Source organism: Peribacillus sp. TE19612 (assembly GCF_056279465.1).
In genome coordinates this window covers 32731-56031 of the sequence record NZ_JBWCCL010000020.1, presented here as the reverse complement: position 1 = coordinate 56031, position 23301 = coordinate 32731, and the positions used below count along the sequence as shown (strand labels likewise).

The following is a 23301-nucleotide window of genomic DNA, read 5'->3' as shown; positions in this document are numbered from 1 at the left end:
GTAAAATTAAAAGACCTGAGTCCGATAGAATACCGAACTCAGGTCTTAGAAGCTGCTTAAATTATATGTCTAACTTTATTGGGTCAGATCAACTCCATCGAGTTGGTCTACAGTTTTTTTGAGAGTTTGGAAGTTGACCGTTGAATTCCACTGCAGGCACTCGCTTTCCGCGGGCGGTCCGTGAGCATCCTCGGCGCCTTTAGCGCCCGGTATGTCTCCCTTGGACTCTCTTTTCCGCAAGAGTCCTGTACCTTCCTTTCCAATCAACAGAGTTTTAGTAATTAGGCAGAACTCCATGTGCCAACAGTCTTTCTGCAACCTTTATTGAAAAGCTTTTCCATCCCATCTTAAGTAAAAGTTTCATTTAACGCATAGCATGTATTTGTTGATTCCACACATTCGTTTCATGCACCAGCAGACCGTAACAGATTTGTGTTGTAGACGATAGTAACACCGATTGAGAAAGTTGTTAATCTTGAAGCTGTTGCAGATGCAGCTTACAAAACCAGTACGCCTGATTATGTGTATGAAGGAACTTATGATTGTTATTTCTTCCCCCACCTGATAAGCTTTTAAATCCATTTCCCATCTTATAATCATTCAAAAAGGGTTTCGGAATAAGAGCATTCCGAATGGAGGCCTTCTTTATTTTATAGTCCCTTTTATTCCTTATTTTTTAAAAACGGCCACCAATTCGCGTTTCCAAACGTTGCAACCATCACCGGAATAAACAATGGCAAGATGACAAACGCATATAAAGCAAGCCCCACCAATATTAAAGTGGCTATTTCCAAGAGCGATAAAACTCCTGCTGGCATCATGGCAGCAAAGGTTCCGCCCAGAATGACAGCCGCCGAGATGATCACCGTTCCCATTTTTCTCATGGACAGTAACATCGCTTCCTTGACCGGCTTATCTTTCCACTCGTTAAAGCGATCCATCAAGAAAATGCTATAGTCAATGCCCAGAGCAATCAAGATGACGAAGGCAAAGAAAGGAACTGCCCAGCCGATGCCGGCATACCCGAGAATATTAACAAAAATCAATTCTGTAATGGCTGCCGCTGTATAATAAGTCAAAACGAGCGACACAATCAAATAGACAGGCATGATCAAGGATCGCAGCATGAAAAAGAGAATGATTGCAATACCCGACAGCATCAAAACGACCGTCCTTGAGAAATCCTCCCCAGACATCATGCCCAAGTCATGATGTGTACTTGTGATTCCCCCTATCGCCACCTGCGCGTTTTCAAGCTTTGTATCTTTCGTTACTCTTTCAACGGTTTCCTCAATCGAATCGATTTGCTCGATTGCTTCATTGGAATAAGGATTCGCCTTGAATACCACATCCATGGTCATGATTTTACCATCTTCAGATAAATACGCGTTCAAAGCTTCCCCGAATTCTTCGCTTTCCACTACTTCTTTGGGAATGTACATGCCTGTTACCGTTTTATCCGTTTTTGCCAGCCCTGATAAATAACCCTGTGCGGACGATAGTCCATCATGGACTTCATTCAGACCATCAGCACTTTCATTTAAGCCATCAGTCAAATCAGTAAGCTGCCCTCCGAGGCTTGAAAAACCATTTAGGAGTTCTTGCTGCCCATTACTTAAGCTAGTAAGGCCTCCTTTAAATCCTGACAGATTATTTATGACTTCCCCCTGACCATTAGCCATGGTGCTTAGACCCTTTTGTAAAGTGTCAACGCCTGAAACCAATTGGTTCAGGCCCTCCCCAAGAGAATTTTGACCCTTTACGATTTCTTCCATATTTTCATTCGCCGTATTCAAACCGCCCGACACTGAACCAAGATTCCTATTGAGCTCTGAAAGGCCTGCTGCCATGGGCTCCAAGCCACCCTGTGCCCCTTGCACTGTTTGCTTGATCGTTTGATAGGACTGATCAGCCTGTAATTCTGGATGAGTGGATTCCATTTGCTCAAAGGAAGGATTTAAACCGGCAAGGCTTTGTGATACACCCGTAAGGTTAGTTTGAATTTCTTTATATCGACCTGTGAGCTCACTTAACCCATTAGCTGATTGTTTATAGCCTTCGAGAAGCTGTCCGCTTCCGGTGGCGAGCTTATCCAAGTTTGCCTTGACCTCATTCAATCCGTTTTTTATGTCCCCGGTCCCTGAAGACCCATCGCGGATGCCTGCTTCAATGCTTGTTAATGCCTTCTCCACCTGACCTACGCCGCTCTTTAATTCATTGGTCCCGGATATGAGCCCCCCTATTCCGTCCGTCGCTTGCTTCAATCGCGGTCCTGAATCGGAAAGCTCACTGCCTGCCGTTTTCAATCCATCGCTTATTTGTTTAATGCCTTCATTTCCTTCCCCGATTCCCTTTTCCAAGGTTTCGGCCTGGTTCGCTACAAATAAATCCTTAATCGGTTCACCTGTCGGGCGGGTCATGGATCGAACTACATCGACTTCATCCACCTTTACTACTTCCTGGCTGATTTTTTCAGCAAGTGCGACGTACTCTTCCGAATCCATGCGTTCGTCATTCTTTATGACAATCTGTGTTGGCATCGATTGTCCCGGTCCGAATTCATCGGAAATGATATTAAATGCCATGATGGAAGGAACATCATCACCCGCTTCTTCAAGGGAGTTATATGAAATCTTCCCATCATATATAAACAGAAAGGGAACACAGACGATTGCAACAATCATCAGCGCCAACAATGGACGGTTCAAGGAGAAGTTACCGAGAATTCCCCATAGTTTACTTTCACTATGCTCAAGTTTCCCTTTTGCCGGCCAGAATAGCTTTTTGCCAAGAACCGCCATGAAAAATGGAACGATCGTATAAAGGGCGATCATTAAAATGAAAACCCCTATGGCAACGGCCGCCGCAGATTGATAGAGCTTAAAAGTGGAAAAGCCAATTGCCGCAAAACCAATCATTACGGTCAGCCCGCTGAAGAAAACAGTCTTACCGGAGGTTCGGTACGTCTCAACGATCGCTTCATGCAAAGACTCCTGTGACGATAGCTCTTCCTTGAAACGACTAAGCAGCAGGATGCAATAATCAGTCCCGATTCCAAATAAAATACCTACCAGGAATATTTGGGTGTAAGACGAAATCGGAAAGTCCCATTTATCCACCAGGAATGAGACGATGGATTGTGAGCATAAATAAGTGAAACCTACCGTTACCAACGGAATGATCGGTGCCACCACTGAACGGAAGACTATCAGCAATACAGCCAGAATGAAGACAACCGTGATGCCTTCAGTTTTCTTCAGCCCTTCTTGGGAATTGGCATTAAGATCTTCATCGATCATCCAGCTGCTTGTGTAGTAATGCTCGACATCCACTTGCTCCAGCTCTTTATAAAGGGCATCGATCACTTCCTTAGCTTCCCGGTCCCCCTTGACCATCGTGATGGATGTCAAAACCGTTGTTTCGTTCTCCGAGACCAACTGACCTTTTAGTGAGGGCTCTTTAAAATGGGTCATGACCTCTTTGATGCCAAGCTCTGCTTTATTCTTTTCAAGCTTTTGGATCGCTATCTCAATCTCTTTCAATTCCGGGGAAGACAGCTTTTTATCACCATGAAATACGAGAGCCACTTGTGACTCATCCTTATCCTGAATCTCTTTCATTAGCTCATTGGCCATCCCAGAGGAATACTCTGCCGGTACATCCAGCTGGCCCTTATTCCGGACAAGCTCCGCCATATCCGGTGCCGCAAACAATAAACCTGCCGTAATGGCAACCCAAGCGAGAATGACCAGCCATCTTCCCTTTATGATCCCCCTCATTTATATTCCTCCCATTCCTCATTCTTCATTTGAATGAAAATTTGTGAAAGCTTCTCATATGTATCAAGGAATTTAACAATCTCTTCATAATCAAATTTCGTCATGATGCTCTCAACCAATTTATGAATCTTATTTTCCGTTTCCTGTAACAACGCTTCCCCCTCTTTGGAAAGCTTCAAATGAAAGACCCTTCGGTCAACCTGGTCCTGTTCCCGTTCTATCAATCCTTTGCCTTCCAGCCTGTTGATGTTGGACGTGACGGCACTCTTATTAATATAAAAGGCATCACTGATTTCCGTCGATGTACACAACCGCTGTTGTTGAATGAACCGTAAAGTATAGTATTGTTCGTTCGTCAGCACATCACAAATCTGATCTTTTATTAAAAGCTCCCCCATCTTATTTACATAGAAAGAAACCTTCATATATCGATCAATCAATCCAGAAACTTTTTCATTAGACATCGTTGCACCTCCCAAAAAGTAGTTCAGTCATTTAACTATATGTAGAGTACTATTGTTTTATTTATCATGTCAATCCCATGATAGTTTATTATTTCCAGTTTAACTTATGGTAAATAAGGGAAAACCCAAAGTAAGCAAACAATCTACTATTCTAAAGGAGGAAATATAAATGACTCAAACAACTATCGAAACTCAAACGAATAGCAAACTTTTAAAAGGGATTTTAATCGGAGGGCTTGTCGGCGGTGCATTGACCTTGCTCGACTCCAACACGAGAAATAAAGTAAAGCGATCTGCCATCCTTTTAAAAGACAACTCCATGAATATGATTGAACAGGTCAAGGAAAATCCCGGCGAAATGAAGGAACAGATGGTATCAGGAGTCAAAGGGGCAACGGAGACGATTAAAGAGGCAATCAATGACGTTGAAACACTATATGAAACCGTCAATGAAGACGTGGTGGGTAAAGTATCCGAAGTAAAGGATATCTCCACTGATGCCCTTGGTACAGCGAAGGACGCAACAAGTGAATTAAAAGACATCAGTTCAAAAGTGGTCGTTGCCGGTAAACAGCTGAAGGAAACGCCAGCACAATCATTGAAATCCGATAATGTTAAAGGTGAAAAAGAGAGTGATGAAATCGTTAAAAAATCAGGATTATCCAATCAAAAGTCCATCTCATCCAACTTCTAATATATAAAAAAGCTGAGGCATTATGCCTCAGCTTTTTTTGTAGAGAAAATGGCGCCCGGAAAATGTGCGTTTCATCAAATGAAGTTCCCGAACAACCAAAACAACACCTTCAACTAAATAGGGATGGTTTTATCTAAATTTAAAAACAGAGTTGATTGGAGTGAAAGGTACGAGACTCCTGCGGGAAAAGCGCGTCTAGGGGAGACCCCGCAGGCGCAAGCCGAGGAGGCTCCACGACCGCCCGCGGAAAGCGAGTGCCTGAAGCGGAAATCAACATCCAAATCGTACAAGCCATAATAAAAGCTGAGGCATTTTGCCTCAGCTTCTTTGTTTCGGTATATCCTTCACTTGATACCTTAGTTAGAGTCTTCCAATTTATTCGTTATCTCATGGTCTTTTTTCACTTCGGCTAACCAAACTGGATATTCCTCTTGTAATCTTTCAGAAAGAAGCGTTTCTTTAATTACTTCTTTACTGTCTTCTAAATTAGCTTTTTTTGCTTCCTTCTTACCGGTTACTTTTATGATATGGTACCCATATTCGGTTTTGACTGGATCACTGACTTTATTTTTATCAAGATTAAAGGCAACATCTTCAAACTCTTCCACCATATCGCCTTTCCCAAAATACCCTAGGTTTCCACCGTTATCCGCCGTTTCAGTATCAGTGGAATATTCAGCTGCCAACTTAGCGAAATCACCGCCTGCTGCAAGTTCTTTCGCAACCTTTTTAGCCGTTTTTTCGTCTTCGACTAAAATATGACTAGCTTCCACTTGTTCCGCTTGAGCAAATGTATCTTTATTATCTTCAAAATACGTACTGATTTCATCGTCCGTCACGGTAATTCTCGGTTCGACCAGTTTTTTCGTTTGCAGGTAAACCACGATGTCCTTTTTTAAGGCATCCATTGAAGAACCGCTTGCTTCCAATTGTTCTTTTAACGACTTTTCATCACCATAGGACTCAACCATAACATCGATTTCTTTCTGGATTTCTTCATCCTTAATTTTGATTCCTGCTTTTTCAGCTTCCATTTCCACCAATTTATTCGTAATTAACAGGTCTAAAGTATCTGCTCCGTATCCCGCAACAAGCGCGTCATACAGCTCATCCTCATTGATTTTCTCGCCATCGATACTCGCAATTGTCTTATCCATGGACGAAATCATCGCAAATGCCATGATCCCGGCAATGATTAAAATGCTCCCTGCCCAAATATATGCCTTCGTGCTTTTTAATAGTTTCATGAATAATCTCCCTTAAGTTTTCTATTATGATAGCTTGGAAATATTAATTAATCCTTAAGATTTTAACTCAACCTTCAGTATGCACTAACTCAATCATTATACTAACATACTTATATCCCAACAGATATTTTAGAGTATTTCATTCTGCTACAGATTTTACATTAAAATTTTGGTTGATCATTACAAAAAACGGTATTATACCGTTATATCAACTTTTGATATATAGGTAACAGAGTGTAATTCGGCCTTTACTCGTGAGTTTCGAGCAAACGAAAAAGCATGGTGTACGGAGGGAATTCCTACACCATGCTTTATTTATTTTGTTATTTACGATGCATCTTGAATTCAAGGAAGAGTTCATTGTAACGGGCCAAGTTTTTCTTCCCAAGGTTTTCGTACACTTCCAGTTTCTTCGTCAGTTCAGGTGATGGATAGAACCGTTCATCTTTCACCACTTCTTCAGGCATATATTTAAGTGCTTCTTTATTAGGTGTCGAGTAACTTACATATTCAGCATTTTGAGCTGCAACTTTCGGGTCCAGCATGAAGTTGATGAACTGGTGGGCCGCATCGACATTTTTCGTTGTTTTCGGGATGACCATATTATCAAACCATAAATTGGACCCCTCTTTTGGAACAACGTATTCGAGATCTTCATTTTCAGCCATGATTTCAGAAGCAACTCCCGACCAAACAAGGCCAATCGCCGCCTCCTGGGCTTCCAATAGCATGCGGCTTTCATCTCCCACTATCGCTTTAATATTCGGGGTGAGGGCATCAAGTTTGGTTTTTGCCTCTTGAAGGTGTTCTTCATCTGTATCATTCAATGAATAATTCAAAGAGTTCAGACCCATGCCCATCACTTCTCTAGCACCATCCGTCAAAAGGATTTCATTTTTTAAATCTTTATCCCATAAATCCGCCCAGGCCGTTATTTCTTTGCCACCGAGCATCTTGGAATTGTAAACAATTCCAACTGTTCCCCAGAAGTACGGGACGGAATATTTATTCTCCGGATCGAATGGCAGATCGATGAATCGCTCATCGATATTTTTCAAATTCGGAAGCTTGGAATGATCCAAGGGAACCAGCAAGTCTTCTTGCCTCATCTTATCGATCATATACTCAGACGGAATGGCAATATCATAAGTGGTACCGCCCTGTTCAATTTTAGTCATCATGGCCTCATTCGAATCGAACGTCTCATAAATGACCTTTATACCTGTTTCTTCTTCAAAACGTTCAATTAGATCCGTATCGATGTAATCGCCCCAATTATAGATGGTAAGCGTATTGCTGCTCGTAAATCCCTGCGCTGAATTCAATCTTGAAATCGCATATAGCAGCAAAGCGGATACGAGGGAAATGAGCAAAAACATTTGGAGAAGCCTTTTCATCGTTTCCCCCCCATTCCCGTTTGCCTAACACGTTGAGTTATAAAGTAATAGACGACAACCAACAGCAGTGTCACGACGAACAGCAGTGTCGATAGTGCATTGATATTCAATGAAATTCCACGGCGGGCCAATGAATAGATTTCCACGGAAAGAGTGGAGAAACCATTACCGGTCACAAAGAACGTTACCGCAAAATCATCAAGTGAATAAGTCAATGCCATAAAAAAACCAGCAAAGATACCTGGCAAGATGTATGGAAGGATGACCTTCGTCAATACATCCCACCGGCTTGCCCCTAAATCCCGGGCCGCATCAATTAAAGTAGGGCTCATTTCCTGAAGTTTCGGAAGGACCAGCAGCACAACGATCGGGATACTGAAGGCGATATGTGACAACAGTACCGAGTAGAATCCAAGCTTGATCCCGGCCATTGTGAATAAAATCAGGAAGGAAGCACCGATGATCACATCGGGACTGACAATCAATACATTATTCAATGACAATAACGTATTCTTAGCTTTACTGCTCGTAAAGGAGCGAATTCCAATTGCCCCTATCACCCCGATGATCGTTGCGATCAGTGCAGATAATAAAGCTATCACAAGTGTATTCAATACAATGATCAACAGCCTCGTATCTTGGAACAGCTCCTTGTACCACTCCATCGTGAACCCTTTAAAGTCATACATCGTTCCACCGCTGTTAAAAGAGTAAAAGACTAAAAAGAAAATCGGTGCATAGAGAATGAGAAAAATCAAAACGAGAAACGCTTTTGATATTGGTGATAATTTATTGCCCAATTTACACACCCTGCTTTCGGTTACCCGTTACAAACATAATCAGGAACATTATAATAATCAAAAATACCGCGATCGTGGAACCCATTCCCCAATCCTGTGTTACAAGGAAGTGCTGCTCGATAGCCGTACCAAGCGTAATGACTCGGTTACCTGCAATCAATCTTGTAAGCATGAACAACGAAAGTGCCGGGATGAAGACTACTTGGCATCCCGTCTTTACCCCATCTAATGTCAACGGAAAAATGACACGGCGAAATGTCATCCATCGGGACGCGCCCAAGTCATTGGCCGCATCCAAAAGGGTTGGATTCATTTCATCAAGCGCATTGAATATCGGTAAAATCATAAACGGTATGAAAATATAAACCGAGACGAATATGAAGCTGAAATCCGTAAAGAGAATCTGCTGCTTTCCGATTCCTACTGCCTCCAGAAAACCATTCGCCACACCATACGTGCCAAAAATTCCAATGAAGGCATAAGCCTTCAAAAGTAAATTGATCCAGGAAGGCACGATAATCAGCAAAAGCCACAACTGCTTATGCTTGGTTTTCGTTAACAAATAAGCTGTCGGGTAAGCGACTAAAAGGGATATCCCCGTAATCAGGAAAGCATACCAAAATGAGCTTAATGTCATTTTTAAATATACTGGCGTAAAGAACTTTTGATAGTTAATCAATGATAAATTGCCTTCAATGTCAAAGAAGGAATAGTAAAGGATTAACAAAATGGGTGCGATCACGAATAAAGCAATCCATAAGACATAGGGTATGAAGTAAATATTACGGGATATTTTATTCTTCATGACTTTCCCCATCATGATACGCTTCCAGACGCTTATCGAATTCTTCTTCAGTTTCACCCAATCGCATGACATGGATCGATTCCGGTTCGAAATAAAGACCTATTTCATCTCCGACTGCCACTTTTTTCGTTGATTGGACAAGCCATTCATTTCCATCATGGTCATAACAGCTGATTTCATAATGAACACCGCGAAATAGCTGGGAGTCCACCCGAACTTGCAGTTTTCCGCGATCGACGGAAGTAATCTCTAAATCTTCCGGGCGGATGACAATATCGACAGCTTCATTACTGTTCAATCCTTGGTCAACACACTCGAACTGTCTGCCGACGAATTCCACGAGGTAATCTTCAATCATTTTTCCTTTTACAATATTGGACTCACCGATGAAATCGGCAACGAATCGATTCAGCGGTTCATCATAAATATCCGTAGGGGTCCCGCTTTGCTGGATTTTCCCTTTGTTAAGGACAAAAATCTCATCTGACATCGCTAATGCTTCCTCTTGGTCATGAGTGACGAAGATAAACGTGATTCCCAGCCTCTGTTGCAGCTCCCGCAATTCATATTGCATTTCTGTACGCAATTTCAGATCAAGGGCAGATAGCGGTTCATCCAGGAGGATGACTTCAGGTTCATTAACAATAGCCCTCGCAATCGCTACCCGTTGCCGCTGACCGCCGGACATTTCCCTGATCTCCCGTTTTTCATACCCCTCCAAATTAACAAAGCTGAGGGCTTCCTTCACCTTGATTTCCACTTCCGAATTCTTCATTTTTTTGATCCGAAGACCAAATGCTACATTTTCAAACACATTTAAATGCGGAAACAGTGCATAATCTTGAAATACCGTATTCACTTGCCTTTTATTGGCTGGCACATCATTGATCTTCTTCCCTTCAAAGTAAATATCACCTTTGGAAGCTTCCGTAAATCCGGCAATCAAACGAAGGATCGTGGTCTTCCCACACCCGGAAGGACCCAATAGCGTATAGAACTTCCCTCTCTCGATTTCAAAACTAACATTATCGAGAACCACCGTTTCATCATCAAATTGCTTCGTAACCTGATCGAAGCGTATTATATTCCCATTTGCCATAGCTTCTTCCCTCTCTCCATTCCCTTACTCATCAATCTTCAACGATTGCATTTTTTTTAATTCTATAAGTATGATTCCGTCACCACGAGTAATAACTCGGACGGACCTTCAAAATCATTGATGATTTGATGTTCATCTGAAGCATGAAAATAAATCGATTCCCCTGCCTTGACGAAATACGTATGTGTACCCAGCTTTACAATGACTCTTCCGCTTAATACATAACCGAATGTTTCCGACAAGGATGGTTCAAATTGTTTGAACTCCCCTTTTTCCTGGAGAGTCAGGCGAATAGGTTCCATTTCCTTTTCATTCGATTCAGGCACGAGCCACTGAATTTGGTATCCCCGTTCTTCATCGATGAAAAATGTTTGTGCTTCTTCTTCATATACTACTTTTTGGACTTGATCCTCATCATCGAAGAACTGTTTCGGCTTGCAGCCGAGTACTTCTAAAATATTGAAAAGAGTTTCAATCGAAGGGGAACTAAGATCCCTTTCCAACTGTGAAATATATCCTTTGCTTAAATCCGTTCTTTCGCCCAATTCTTCCTGGGTCAATCCTTTTTTCAAGCGAAGGTTCTTTATTTTTTTTCCAATTTGCATTCCATAACCCTCAATCGGTTTACTTATAGTAAACACACAGTAGATAAAGTTTTATATAAGTAAACTTTCAGTTTAATTTTACGAATATCATTATACAGGAAATGCCGGAAACTTCAAACGGAATTTCCGGCATTCATTAAAAAAAGGACTGCCGTCTGGCTGTCCTTTCTGATTCTATCGGAAAATGAAGCAGGTATAGAGAATAGGTAACCTCTCATGATTCTTCCACGGATTCTAATGTGACGTGTCAAACCTTTTTGATGATCTACATTGTACTAAAAAAGGACCGCAAATATGTGATGGCCTCTTCTAATCACTTTTTCAAAGAGACTCTAAGATATTATTATCATAATTGGTGTTACGGATCGTGGCGACTACAAAATCGTTACTATGGCATCAATTGATCTAACGTAATCATTTCCAGTCGATTTCAAGGAAGTTATCACCTTTATTTTAATACTGGGCAAAAGGGTTCTTCTAAAAGGTAAAACAAAGTAGAGCGTAAGGTACGAGACTCCTGCGGGAAAAAAGCGTGCAGAGGGCGGACCACCCGCGGAAAGCGAGTGCCTGGAGTGTAAATCGACGTTCCAATTTACAAACACTCAATTTCCCTTCGAGTTTGTCTCCAGTCTGAGACCGCCACTTGGCAGTCCCCCTTTTACAACTTCAGACATATCTCTTGCGCTTTCTTTTCCCCATCAGCAATACAATCAGGGATTCCGACTCCATTGTATGAACAGCCTGCAAGTAAAACATTCGGATAATTCTCGGAGATTTTCGCCTCCAGTGATTGAACGATTTGAGGATGTTTAATATGGTAGTTCGGCATATTTTCATGCCATTTCGTCACTTCACTCGTAATTGGATTCCCAGAAATGCTTAGACTGTTCTTAATGTCTTGTAAAGCCACAGAGATCAATTCCTTGTTTGTAAGGGACTGTAATCGTTCATAGTCCGGACTGGAGCTTTTATAAAAAAGCCTTACCAAAAGCTGACTGTTTTCAGAAGTATGCTCCCATTTCCGGCTTGTCCAGGTGCATGCATTACAGATCAAATCACTATTATCGCCTGCAATGAAACCTGTCCCGTCTTTAGGAAGCATGCTGTCCGGGATATCGAATCCAAGATAAACGCTAATCATCGAACTATTGATCAAGCCGTCGAAATCCTCATCCAACTCCCGATCCCCCAATAATTTCTGGGCAATTGTATGCGGTGTACTCAATACGATAAAGTCCGTTTCCAGCGTTTCACCGTTTGCCAATGAAACGATGTACGCCTCATCATTTCTTCCGATTTCATCTACACTGACCCCTTTTAATATCTCGACCATATCGAGGCTTTCCTCTATTCTTTCCACCAGTGTTGATAAGCCATTTTTAAACGAAAGGAACTTCTTATTTCCCTTGCTTTTGTATTTCTGCTTATTTTCCGATAGGCCTCGTATTATACTGCCATATTCATTTTTATAATCCAGCAGCTCCGGCAGTGTTTTGGCAATGGTCAATTCATTTAATTTTCCTGAGTAAACACCTGATAGGACTGGCGATATCTGCTTTTGCACCAATTCCTTGCCTAAGAAACTTTCAAGAAATAAACCGATGGAGTCATTCTTCGTAAATGTCTCATTTTTTGTGTAGAAATCCTTTAAGGCGTCGACTTTCCCTTGGGCGGAAACCAGATCACTTTTGGCCAGTGACTCCAGGCTCATTGGTATTCCGAATAGGGCATCTTCGGGGATTCCCTTCAGCATCCCATCAGTATGGATGAATGATTTTCCCGTCGCATTATAGACGACTTGATCCTCCAGGTTCAATTCTTTAAGAAATGGCTGTATATTCTGTTTCCGGGCAACGATCGAATCGGCACCCGCTTCAATTTTAAAAGGACCATCGTGCACAGTCCTTATTTTACCGCCTAGTTCCTCATTTCCTTCTATTAATATTAATCGTACGGAGAGACTCCTCGCTTTAACTGCCTTTTGTAAATAATACATGGTTGATAAACCGGTAATGCCTCCACCTACGACTACGACTGTTTTCATTAGGACTACACCTCGATTAAGATTTTGCAATAAGTAAAGTGTACCATAAGGCAGCAGCATTATTAAAAGCAGCCCTTCTAAAATCATCGGATACATAACGAAACCTGTAACAAATTGGACAAAAAAGACCTCCCCTTTTGGAAAAGCCAATTTTATTTGTTATTCCTCCCTTATTCGATATCCTTGTTCACCATATCCAATCTATATTCCATTATCTCCATCAACCCGCTTCTGCCTTCCTTCTGAATGCCTGTATCCTGAAACCCCGATTTCGCATAAAGCGTTTTTGCGTTCACGTTCATGACGTCCACTGCCAGAATGATCGAATCCTTGTTTGGAAAAATCCCTTTTGCGAATTCCGGAAGGCTTTGCAAGGCTTTCTTTCCAATCCCTTTTCCCTGATGTTTTTGATCAACAAGGAATCCCCTGAGTAATATCGCTTTTTTATCGCTGGTGAAAGGGGTGATGTTTTCGCCAATGTGTAAAACGAAAAAGCCAACTGGGATACCCTTAGCCAATATTACGACAGGGTGCCTGTCGCAATCTTCCCGGCAATATTTCAGTGACTCATCCGGCAGAGCTGAAAAAGGGGTTTGCGTATTCGGTAAATAAAACTGGGAAAGCTGGTTAAGGTGTTCCGGTAAATAAGGCATTAAAGTTATGGTCTCGATTTCCTTTTCCATTAAGCACACTCTCTTTCATCAATTATTGGATACAATAATGATTCGATGCCCCGTCAGATATTCCCTTCCCAAACCGGAAGGAGCACTGTCGAATATATCGACAGTGCTCCTTCTGTATAATCAATGTGTATTTTCATTGATAGTCAGTGCTTCTCGTAAATTTATTTGCTGGCGGAGTATGTTGGCAACATCACGGGAGATTTGTCGTTTTTCAAACATATCCTGCACTTCGTCCCGTTCTGCCTGGATCGCTTTATAGAACAGCTCTCTTTCATACTCGGCCATTTTACTCGGGGTACGGCCTCTGTTCTCACGCTTGCATTTTAAAATTAACACTTTATACTCGTCTATGATCATCGAGGATGTCTTATGATTATCGGCTGTAATTCCGGCCTGTATCTCTTGGATGGCGGCTTTATACATCCTGATTTTAAGATCCCTGACCTTTTCCAATCTCTTAAGATTGATTTTTCTTATTTCACTTTTATTAGGGAAAAATAATTTTAAAACCCTCAGCATACTTCTCCTGAACAGCGTTACTGACCTAAAAAAACGGAACTTCAGTCGATTTGTTACGGCACCTTCCATACGCTGGATATATTCCTTGCATATATACGCCGTCTCCCGGTCCACTTTTTCATCCTTAATGAGTTTATCCAGGAATCTTTGCTCTGCTTCAAGGGCCTTGAAGCGAAGATCCTTCTCTTCTTCCCTTAATGCAGCCGGTTCTTTCTCCTGTTCTACATAGGACAGTTCATTGATCTTGGTACAATACCTGGAAATGATCGACAAAGCCGCTTCCCGGTTTTCATCTGTCATTTGGGACTCAATCACCCGAATAGCGGCTTGATGTGATTGGATGGCAGCAGCTTTCGTTTTGTCAGCCTGCTTATCCACCACTTCCTCTTCTTCCGATCGTGCCACGATTGGCAGAAATACACTCGCAACAATCAGTGTCAGCAATATGACACCTGCTGCAATGAAAATGATTAACGAACGCTCAGGAAAAGGACTTCCATCTGCCAACACATATGGAATCGAGAACGAACCCGCTAACGTTACAGCTCCGCGAACACCGGAAATGGTAATGATCCCGGCCGCTTTGAAGTCCGGTTTTTGGGCTCCCGCTTTTTTCGTCATCCAGCCAATCGACCATGCAGCCGTAAGCCAAATGAATCGTAAAGCGAAAAGGAAAAGTGTAATGATCACGATATAAAGGATTACTTGTCCATTATTGAAGGCTGGATCTTGAAAGATCGTTTTCGCAACGCTTGGGATTTGCAAGCCAAGCAAAACGAATACAAGACCATTCAATACATATAAAATGACGGACCAGGTACTCTTTGAAACGACTTGAAGTTCCACTGTTGGTGAAATTTCCCGATCTCGTTCAATGGCATGGACAATTCCCCCAGCCACGACTGCCAAAATCCCAGAAAGATGGAAATGTTCCACAGCGAGGAAAATAATAAAAGGAGTCAGGATTTGGATAAGCATATGCATCGTGACATCTTCCATCCCTAAACGGCGAAGAAATACGCGAAGCCTGATAATGATGAAAGCTAGTACCGCTCCACCTACAAACCCACCAATTGCAATCCATATGAAACTGAAGGTTGCGTCGACTAAGGAGAAAACACCTGTGACTGTAGCTGCAACGGCAAACTTAAAGGCAACTAAACCTGAGGCATCATTCATCAGCCCTTCGCCTTCGAGAAGGTGCATGATGCTCTTCGGCAATTTGACCCGACTCGCCAAAGCGCTTACTGCCACTACATCCGTAGGTGACAAAATGGCCGCCAAAGCGAACGCTGCCGGCAATGGTATCGAAGGGATCATCCAATTAATTAAATATCCGCCTGCCCAAACCGTTATGAATACGAGGCCCAGTGCAAGCATCAGAATGGGTGCTCTCAACTTCCACAGTGCTGTTCGGGGTACATTTTTGCCATCATTGAACAATAGGGGTGCGATGAATAATAGCAAAAATAATTCCGTCTCCATCTCAACATGCATACCCAGGGGTAAAAGTGCCAATATGACACCGAGTGCTATTTGTATTAATGGTACAGGTATAAAGGGTATAAAATGGTTAATTACATTAGACACTCCAATCAATATAAGAAGCGCTAATATAACAAGAAAAAACTCCATACAAACATCTAACTTCCTCTCTCATCTATAATCATAACTATAAGCGTAACATATTTATACCCAGTCAATCATGCATTAACTATTCTAACCTGGAATCCCTCTGAATAATGATACCTTTTATCAAAAGCGAAGGAGCTTACGTTGTGTACGATGAACACCCGCAAAGAAAAAAGCTGATTGGCTAAACCATGATCAGCTTTTCCACATGATGAATGAAATGGGGACTAAGCGACTCATTTAGTTCCCGGGACGAATAGACGAAGATGTTTATGCAGTACATTTGCCTGGAAAGGAAGAAGAATGCCTTCATCTCCATCGATATTGACTGCAAGTTCCTCTGACGTGGTTAAATGGAGCTTGGATGTTTTAATATATTCAACTTCGTCATTCCCCATGATCTCCCCCCTGATCAAACTGGGAATGATCTTGACGATGAGAGGAAGAGATAAATCCTTAATGATGAATGTGTGCAGCTTTCCATCATTCACTTCCGCCTCTGGTGCAAGTTGTTCAAAACCGCCGACAGAGTTAGTCATGGTTGCAATTAGTAAATGAGCCTCCCCCATCCACTTCCCGTGATCATGTTCAACCGTTAAAGGAAACGGAGTCTTTTTAATGATCGCTTTTGCTCCTTCAATGAAATAGGCGAAAGACCCAAGACGGGTTTTTTGTTCAACGGTAACATTATAGGTGGCCTCCGCGATTGCCCCTACCGCCAACACATTCATGAAGTAACGGTCATTGATCTTCCCTATGTCCGATTCCTTAATATGCATATCCTTCAATATCTCGATGGCTGCATTGGGATTCAGTGGTATTCCCAAAGACCTGGCGAAATCATTGATGGTTCCTAGTGGAATGATCCCGAAGATAGGCCGATGCTGCTGCTCGCCCAAGCCATTCACTATCTCGTTCACCGTTCCATCACCACCCATGGAAATGACAGCATCGAATCTATCTGCACAGGCCTCCTTTGCAAAACCCGTCGCATCCCCCTCTCCTTCCGTTTTACGAACGCATACCTCATCAAAAAGTTCCCCTAGTGCCTTTTCCGCTTTCGGCAAAATCTTCCCTGCCTTTTCCTTGCCTGAAGATGGATTGACGATAATCATCGCTTTCGACATATGCTACCTCCCATTATTGTACTTCTACTAGCAAGTTACCTCTTTACTGAAGTATTAAAACCATACTGACAGGAACTTACATATAATCGCTGCCGTTTGGATTTGGCTGACACTTTAGAACAAGCTCTTTTATATTACATCGACTGTGAAACAGGCATTCAATGATCACTCAACTTCCTGTTTCCCATCTGTTATATTAATGCCCCACTCAACACATTGAAAATTGTTTGTCCGTTTCACTCCCTGATTGTTTTTTCGTTTTATAAAAAGCATTATTTCTTTCATTTCCTACTTGCCGTGGAGAAAAATAAAAAAATATATAGATGATAAATCCCTTTCCAATAGGGTTTTCACACTGTGGGTGAAAAAAATTTCAAATTTTCTGTAAAATACCTATACATTTTCCAGATTCGGGTATATACTGTATTATAACAACAAGCAAACAACAAAAACTGTACTATAAAGAGGGGGAGCGAGACATGCAAGCAAATCAATCAGATTTACTCATAATCGATTCATTTAAACATTGCCCGGAATGTGGTGAAACACAGGTGGACCATTCAAATTCCTATCTAATGGAATGCGATCGCTGCCTTTCCAAACGTGAAGAATAAAGCGACCGGAAAATATATCTAACATTAAAAGGAGGAAATCATCATGCAAATGAAAAAATCCATTGAGTTTTTTAACAATATCCCTGCTAAACATTGCCCTGAGTGCGGTGACCATATTATCGAGCATGCTGAATCCTACTTAATGGAATGTGACCGCTGCCTTTCCAGACGCGAAGACTGATTAAACCAAAATCAAAAAGGAGGAACCATCATGCAAACTATAAATCCACTAGAATTCTTCAGGACACTGCCGCCTAAACAATGTACGGAGTGCGGAACCCATATCACTGAACAAGCTGAATCTTACTTGATGGAATGTGACCACTGCCTTTCCAAACGCGAAGACTGATTAAAACCAAATCATAAGGAGGAATCATCATGCAAACCAAAAATCCACTGGAATTCTTCAGGACACTGCCGCCTAAACAATGTACGGAATGCGGAACCCATATCATTGAACAAGCTGAATCCTATCTCCTGGAATGTGACCGCTGCCTTTCCAAACACGAAGACTGATTAAACCAAATCATAAGGAGGAATCATCATGCAAACCAAAAACCCATTGGAATTCTTCAGGACACTGCCGCCTAAACAATGTACGGAATGCGGGACCCATATCATTGAACAAGCTGAATCCTACCTCTTGGAATGTGACCGCTGCCTTTCCAAAAAAGATGAATATTAATAAAAGATGCTGACATCAAGGAGCTATATAGGCCATTTTGATGTCAGCATTAACCTTGTTATCTGCCTCCCTTTCCTTGCATTCAAAAAAGGATGTCCCCTGGACACCCTTCAGTCTTACTATCTTTTCATCTCCCAATATATTTATCTACATACTTCCCGCTGATCTTCCTGCTGCTGTATTGTAAGAAGTCCAATGCAAAAATCATGAATTCAAGGCCCAGACGCTTATCGGAACGCATAAAATCAGAACCTAGCAGTTTCTCCAATTTTTCAAGCCTATGATATAACGTTTGCCGGACAATGAATAATTGTTTTGATGTCTCCTGTTTGGAACCGTTACAGGCAAGGTATGTCTTCAGGGTAGGCATTAGCTCTCCATTGTTTTGCTTGTCGTATTCAATGACAGGACCTAAATATTCATATACCGTTTCCTCCAGATTGCCATGTTTATTTATGAGTGAAATCATGCGATGCATATGTAAGTCCTGATAAAAGAAGCTCCTGTTATCCTCTGGTAATGTATCCTGAAGCAGCAACGTCTCACGGGCCGTTTCATAACTTTTATAAATCTCACTTAACCTTTGAACATGCTTACCAAAACCAATGGAAAGCAGCCCCATACGATTACGCCCGCTTACATCCATTTTCATGATTCGATCCACCGCGCTTGTAACCCTTGATTTCCAATCTTCGGATGAACGGTTATCACCTAAAATAAAAACAAGATGCTGATGTATTTCCATGGAAAATATCTGAAAGCCGTACTGTTCAAAAACAGTTCTAAACATTATCTTAAAATAGGTTCCATCTAATTTTGCAGAATTTTTATTATACTTTGGGTGTTGTTTGCAAATGCAAACAATTCCGCCATCCAACTGCATTTTCGGATCAATATAGGAAAGCCTTTCCCGGATTGCTTCGTCACTATATTCACCTTCAATCCAATTTGTAAGCCATATACTTTCTTCCGACATTTTCTTCTCTTCTATATATAACTCCCTTAATAGATGCTGTGCCAATGCGGTAGCCGTTCGATCCAAGATCAATGAATCAAAATCAGTCAACTCCCTGCCGTTGCTGCAAATGAGCAGTTCAGCATAATTTTCACCAAGCACTTGAATCGGCTGTCCAAGAACGGTTTTATCCAATTTCCGCTTCTCTTCATATATGTCCGCTACCATTTGATAGGTTGTTTTTTTCTTTATTTTTGGAATGCTGGCTATATCATTTTCATTAAAGATAAGAATAACCTGTACATTTAAATAGCTGTGGAGAAATTTTAGGATTGGTTCATAATGGTCAATTTCGAGGAGATTTTTATTTAACTGCTGTGAGTAGTTTTCTAAGTTGGAGATCATCTGATATTGTTTATTGATGATAAGGGAATGTATATCCTGCGTGATTTCCACGAAAGGGACTTCTTCATGAAATAGGATGATAGGGAATTGCCGTTCATTAGCGAGATCGATGGCACATTGCGGCACTGCCATGGTGTTGGCGCCAATCTCTATACAGAGTCCAGCTGCATCGCATTCTATTAATTGTCTTAAGCAGGATAGAAATGTGTCATCGCAGTCTTTCCACCCTAAACCGGTAGTCAGTATCAGTTCGTTTCCATTTAACAAATGGCTGATTTGGGTGACTTCCATGCAGTGGACCCACTTCACTTGACGCTTTATCCCACTGCTGCCTGCAATTATATCCGTCAGATTAAAATGCTTGCGTGTTAGAATTTCCTCGATTGTAATCGATGTATTCATCCAGCCACATCCTTTTATAAAACTGCTTTAAAATCTATTATAAACGGACAACCCTTAAATCTCCAGCCACTTGTCAGAAAATCTAACGTCAAAATTCTACAAAAAACTCGAACAAAAAGGACCCATTCGTGAGGAATAGGCCCGGTTCGCAACTATTTCAATTCAATTTTTTTTTGAAAAGCAATGTAGAGAAGTATTTCCTTCCTTCCGGGGTTTTGATGTTCAATTGCTTCCATTCCTGCTTCGTTCCTTCAATCAGTTCAAAATCGAGAAAGGCTCCACTTAAACTTTCGGAAACCCGGGTGATTCGATATCCTCTTTCAAGCAAAAAATCGATTTGTTCCCTTTCTAAGCGATACTCTTGATATTCGGACATTTCCATTCCCCCTTTTTCAAACGTTCTCCTTGCCGGTCGAAGCCGTAAAAACCAACTCTTCCTCAAGTTCTGGACCTTCCCCAATTATCCAATCCCTTCCAACTGAAATGCCTAAATATTTCTCATCGCTCGGATCGATGATTTCAGCTTGTTCATATCGCTTGAACCACCAATACTTAGCTAATATAAAATAACTAGCACCGCCGAGAAGGAAACCGATAATAAACGAATAATTTGAAAAAATCGTGGCACCGATTCCTCCAATCACCCAAGAAATGATTCCTGCCCAATTCACTCCATTCAAGTACTTATACTGGCCTTCACTTTCATAGAGTTCTTCTACATTCACTCTCCGTTTACGAAGGAAATAGTAATCCGCTACCAGGATGCCGACAATGGATGCCAGGATTCCACCTATTATTAATAAAACTTCTATGATGATGCCGAACAGGCTCCATGGCTGAACTACTATCCCAATAACCCCCGCTACAACGACTCCCGCCCAAAATGGCATTTTAGGACCCATGACATTGGAGAAAATGGTAGCTGCGGGAATGACATTGGCCGTAGTATTCGTCGACCATTGAGCAAATACGATCATGATCAAAAGGACGCCGAGAGCAATTCCATTTGCTGATCCCTGTATGGCAACTACAGGGTCATAATTGGAAACAGCCATATAAGAAACCGCTCCTATAATCACCATGAACGTCTGGGTGATGGGATAGGTGATAATATTCCCAATTATTTGCCCCTTATTGCGCTTGAACCAATTTTTTTCATTTTTTGGTGCCTTTATATAGCGGGAAAGCGTCGGCATATCTGCAGTCAATGTGCCCCAAAATCCCATATTTGCCATAATGACGACCATGAAAGCCGTTGCGGCGGCCCCGCCAGTGACCGGACTTTCAATCCAGGACCATACCTCCCTTCCTTGGGCCACAGCCTGATCGGATAGGGTGAAATACATCCATCCAGAAATTAGAATGATGACGGGCGCCGCCAAGTCGGCGAATCGTTCAATCGACTTTATTCCCATTGCCGTGTTGACTAATTGTAAAACGGCAAAAATGAGGAAGCAGATAAACCAATTATCAAAGTCAAAAAGAGTTGTAAAGATAGCGTTCATTGCAGTGGCTCCAAAGTAAGTATTGAGGCCGAACCAGCATGACGCTACAAAACCGCGTACAACCGAAGGGATGTGGGTGCCAATCGTACCGAACGGCGCCCTCATATAGACTGGAAATGATATTCCATGTTCAACACCAATATCCCCTGTCATTGTCATCAAAAAGCCGAGAACCACACAGGCAATGACCGTTGCAAGAACGACCCAGCCTAAGGATAAACTTTGAACACCGTTCCCACCGATCGCGAAGGCAGCCAATACTACAGCCATGCCCACCCAAATGAAACCAAATCCGGCTGCACTTATGTTTTTCTCACTATGAGGTATAGGCAGCAAATCGGGAGACTTTAAATAATCTTTCTTCTCATTCATAAAAATCCCCCTAATTTAATTTGCAAGATTCCTTACCGAAGTTAAACTGTAAGCTTTTTCCCGGTATCCGGCTTCAGCGCCGAATTATATTTTGCCCGTTTCAAGAATTGTCCTTTTCCAGCTTCGCCTACAAATTGTTTGTCTTTAATGACGAATTGACCTCTCGATAAAACGGAAACCGGCTCACCCGTAATTTCCATACCCTCAAACGCATTATAATCCACCGCCATGTGATGAGTATCTGCAGAAATGGCCCTTTCAACTTTCGGGTCAAAAATGACAATATCAGCATCCGAGCCTACGGCAATCGTCCCTTTCTTAGGGAATAACCCAAATAGTTTGGCAGCACGCGTAGAGGTCATGTCGACGAATTGATTCAAAGTAATGCGCTCTTTCATGACCCCTTCAGAAAAGAGGATACTCATGCGGTCCTCGATCGTTGGGCCGCCGTTCGGTATTTTCGTGAAATCTTCACGTCCAAGTTCCTTCTGTCCCTTAAAATCAAAAGAGCATTGATCGGAGCCAATCGTTTGCAGCTGCCCCATTTTCAAAGCATTCCATAGCACTTCCTGGTTTTTCTTCTCCCTTAACGGCGGGGACCATACATACTTAGATCCTTCAAAATGGGGCTTTTCAAGATAAGACTGGTCAAGAACCAAATATTGCGGACAAGTCTCACCCCAAATATCCACCCCTTTATTCCTTGCCTCAGTGATCTTTTCAACCGCATCTTCACAGGTGACATGAACGACATAGAGCTGGCCATTTGCCATTTCCGTCAGTTTAGCTGCACGTCCAGTTGCTTCCCCTTCAAGCTCCGGAGGCCTTGTTAATGCATGGTAAATTGGATCGGTGTTCCCTTCGGCAAGCGCCTGCTTCGTAAGATAATCGATGACATCACCATTCTCAGCATGAACCATGACAAGTGCGCCAAGTTCCTTTGCATGCAACAAAGTGCGGTATAGCGTGGCATCATCCGCTTGAAAAACATTCTTGTAAGCCATGAACACTTTAAAGGACGAAATCCCTTCATTATCGATGATACTTGGCAACTCAGCCAATACTTCATCATTAATCTCACTGATCATTAAATGAAAACCATAATCTATGGCCGCTTTTTCATTGGCCTTTTCATGCCATGTTTCAATTGCTTTCTTTAAAGGCACCCCTTTTTCGGTCAGGCAAAAATCGATAATCGTTGTCGTGCCTCCATATGCAGCAGCGATTGTACCTGTTTCATAATCATCCTTTGTCGTTGTCCCGCCAAACGGCATATCGAGATGGGTATGCGGATCAATGCCCCCCGGAAAAATATATGCGCCTTTTGCATCAATGATTTCAGCCCCCTCAGCCGACAGGTCCTTGCCAATCATTGCAATCTTCTCATTTTCAATCAATATATCCGCTTGATACGTATCTGCAGCCGTTGCAATCGTTCCATTTTTAATGATTTTCTTCATATTCGACC

The 23301-nt window shown here is 42.0% G+C and carries 22 protein-coding genes; 6 read left to right on the top strand and 16 right to left on the bottom strand.

Annotation, left to right across the window (positions count from 1 at the left end; translation table 11 throughout):
• Positions 1-662: 662 nt before the first annotated feature.
• Positions 663-3779 carry an MMPL family transporter gene (locus tag ACZ9AO_RS24270; protein ID WP_476110872.1) on the bottom strand — a complete coding sequence of 1039 codons (3117 nt, stop codon included), beginning with the start codon at positions 3777-3779 and terminating at the stop codon, positions 663-665.
• Positions 3776-4243 carry a MarR family winged helix-turn-helix transcriptional regulator gene (locus ACZ9AO_RS24265; RefSeq protein ID WP_048688729.1) on the bottom strand — a complete coding sequence of 156 codons (468 nt, stop codon included), beginning with the start codon at positions 4241-4243 and terminating at the stop codon, positions 3776-3778. The genes ACZ9AO_RS24270 and ACZ9AO_RS24265 overlap by 4 nt, the downstream gene beginning before the upstream one ends.
• A gap of 169 nt (positions 4244-4412) precedes the next feature.
• On the opposite strand from ACZ9AO_RS24265, the gene ACZ9AO_RS24260 reads away from it, so the two are divergent.
• A complete protein-coding gene (locus ACZ9AO_RS24260; RefSeq protein WP_063595481.1) occupies positions 4413-4937 on the top strand; it encodes a hypothetical protein in 525 nt (174 codons plus the stop codon).
• Between the two features lie 356 nt (positions 4938-5293).
• On the opposite strand, the gene ACZ9AO_RS24255 is transcribed toward ACZ9AO_RS24260, so the two are convergent.
• The 10 genes from ACZ9AO_RS24255 to ACZ9AO_RS24210 form a co-directional block, all read right to left on the bottom strand.
• Positions 5294-6184, bottom strand: coding sequence for a peptidylprolyl isomerase (locus tag ACZ9AO_RS24255; RefSeq protein ID WP_476110870.1), 891 nt, complete (start codon positions 6182-6184; stop codon positions 5294-5296).
• A gap of 323 nt (positions 6185-6507) precedes the next feature.
• Positions 6508-7581, bottom strand: a complete 1074-nt coding sequence (locus ACZ9AO_RS24250) for an ABC transporter substrate-binding protein (protein WP_057276338.1) — start codon at positions 7579-7581, stop codon at positions 6508-6510.
• Entirely contained in the window at positions 7578-8381 is an 804-nt protein-coding gene (locus tag ACZ9AO_RS24245) for an ABC transporter permease (RefSeq protein ID WP_476110868.1), read from the bottom strand. Before ACZ9AO_RS24245 ends, ACZ9AO_RS24250 begins: the two co-directional genes overlap by 4 nt.
• 1 nt (position 8382) lies before the next feature.
• A complete protein-coding gene (locus tag ACZ9AO_RS24240; protein WP_034305104.1) occupies positions 8383-9186 on the bottom strand; it encodes an ABC transporter permease in 804 nt (267 codons plus the stop codon).
• Positions 9176-10285, bottom strand: a complete 1110-nt coding sequence (locus ACZ9AO_RS24235; protein ID WP_034304875.1) for an ABC transporter ATP-binding protein — start codon at positions 10283-10285, stop codon at positions 9176-9178. The genes ACZ9AO_RS24240 and ACZ9AO_RS24235 overlap by 11 nt, the downstream gene beginning before the upstream one ends.
• Positions 10286-10347: 62 nt before the next feature.
• On the bottom strand, positions 10348-10890 hold the full coding sequence (locus tag ACZ9AO_RS24230) for a helix-turn-helix domain-containing protein (RefSeq protein ID WP_034304877.1): 543 nt from the start codon (positions 10888-10890) through the stop codon (positions 10348-10350).
• 658 nt (positions 10891-11548) lie between these two features.
• Entirely contained in the window at positions 11549-12934 is a 1386-nt protein-coding gene (locus tag ACZ9AO_RS24225) for a protoporphyrinogen oxidase (RefSeq protein WP_251543053.1), read from the bottom strand.
• 170 nt (positions 12935-13104) lie between these two features.
• The gene (locus tag ACZ9AO_RS24220; RefSeq protein ID WP_251543052.1) at positions 13105-13617 is read right to left on the bottom strand and encodes a GNAT family N-acetyltransferase; all 513 of its coding nucleotides are present in this window, start codon (positions 13615-13617) and stop codon (positions 13105-13107) included.
• Between the two features lie 120 nt (positions 13618-13737).
• Positions 13738-15771: a Na+/H+ antiporter gene (locus ACZ9AO_RS24215; protein ID WP_323599464.1), complete on the bottom strand. Its 2034-nt coding sequence runs from the start codon at positions 15769-15771 to the stop codon at positions 13738-13740.
• 233 nt (positions 15772-16004) lie between these two features.
• Positions 16005-16895, bottom strand: coding sequence for a diacylglycerol/lipid kinase family protein (locus tag ACZ9AO_RS24210; protein WP_476110865.1), 891 nt, complete (start codon positions 16893-16895; stop codon positions 16005-16007).
• A gap of 479 nt (positions 16896-17374) precedes the next feature.
• Between ACZ9AO_RS24210 and ACZ9AO_RS24205 the strand changes: the two genes are divergently transcribed.
• Genes ACZ9AO_RS24205 through yhfH (ACZ9AO_RS24185) form a run of 5 tightly spaced genes read left to right on the top strand, consistent with a single transcriptional unit; the run spans position 17375 to position 18194 of the window.
• The gene (locus ACZ9AO_RS24205) at positions 17375-17509 is read left to right on the top strand and encodes a hypothetical protein (RefSeq protein ID WP_260088880.1); all 135 of its coding nucleotides are present in this window, start codon (positions 17375-17377) and stop codon (positions 17507-17509) included.
• Between the two features lie 43 nt (positions 17510-17552).
• Positions 17553-17690: a protein YhfH gene (gene yhfH / locus ACZ9AO_RS24200; protein ID WP_082162914.1), complete on the top strand. Its 138-nt coding sequence runs from the start codon at positions 17553-17555 to the stop codon at positions 17688-17690.
• A 30-nt stretch (positions 17691-17720) separates the two neighbouring features.
• A complete protein-coding gene (gene yhfH / locus ACZ9AO_RS24195) occupies positions 17721-17858 on the top strand; it encodes a protein YhfH (RefSeq protein ID WP_082196596.1) in 138 nt (45 codons plus the stop codon).
• Positions 17859-17887: 29 nt separating this feature from the next.
• Positions 17888-18025: a protein YhfH gene (gene yhfH / locus ACZ9AO_RS24190; RefSeq protein WP_072274043.1), complete on the top strand. Its 138-nt coding sequence runs from the start codon at positions 17888-17890 to the stop codon at positions 18023-18025.
• A gap of 28 nt (positions 18026-18053) precedes the next feature.
• Positions 18054-18194 carry a protein YhfH gene (gene yhfH, locus ACZ9AO_RS24185; RefSeq protein ID WP_072274044.1) on the top strand — a complete coding sequence of 47 codons (141 nt, stop codon included), beginning with the start codon at positions 18054-18056 and terminating at the stop codon, positions 18192-18194.
• A gap of 127 nt (positions 18195-18321) precedes the next feature.
• On the opposite strand, the gene ACZ9AO_RS24180 is transcribed toward yhfH (ACZ9AO_RS24185), so the two are convergent.
• The 4 genes from ACZ9AO_RS24180 to hydA form a co-directional block, all read right to left on the bottom strand.
• On the bottom strand, positions 18322-19956 hold the full coding sequence (locus ACZ9AO_RS24180) for a PucR family transcriptional regulator (protein WP_251543045.1): 1635 nt from the start codon (positions 19954-19956) through the stop codon (positions 18322-18324).
• A gap of 157 nt (positions 19957-20113) precedes the next feature.
• Positions 20114-20332, bottom strand: a complete 219-nt coding sequence (locus ACZ9AO_RS24175) for a hypothetical protein (RefSeq protein ID WP_034304894.1) — start codon at positions 20330-20332, stop codon at positions 20114-20116.
• Positions 20333-20348: 16 nt separating this feature from the next.
• Complete coding sequence (locus ACZ9AO_RS24170; RefSeq protein ID WP_251543043.1) at positions 20349-21833, bottom strand: NCS1 family transporter; 1485 nt, start codon at positions 21831-21833, stop codon at positions 20349-20351.
• A gap of 41 nt (positions 21834-21874) precedes the next feature.
• Positions 21875-23293, bottom strand: a complete 1419-nt coding sequence (hydA, locus tag ACZ9AO_RS24165; protein WP_318293062.1) for a dihydropyrimidinase — start codon at positions 23291-23293, stop codon at positions 21875-21877.
• Between the last annotated feature and the right edge of the window lie 8 nt (positions 23294-23301).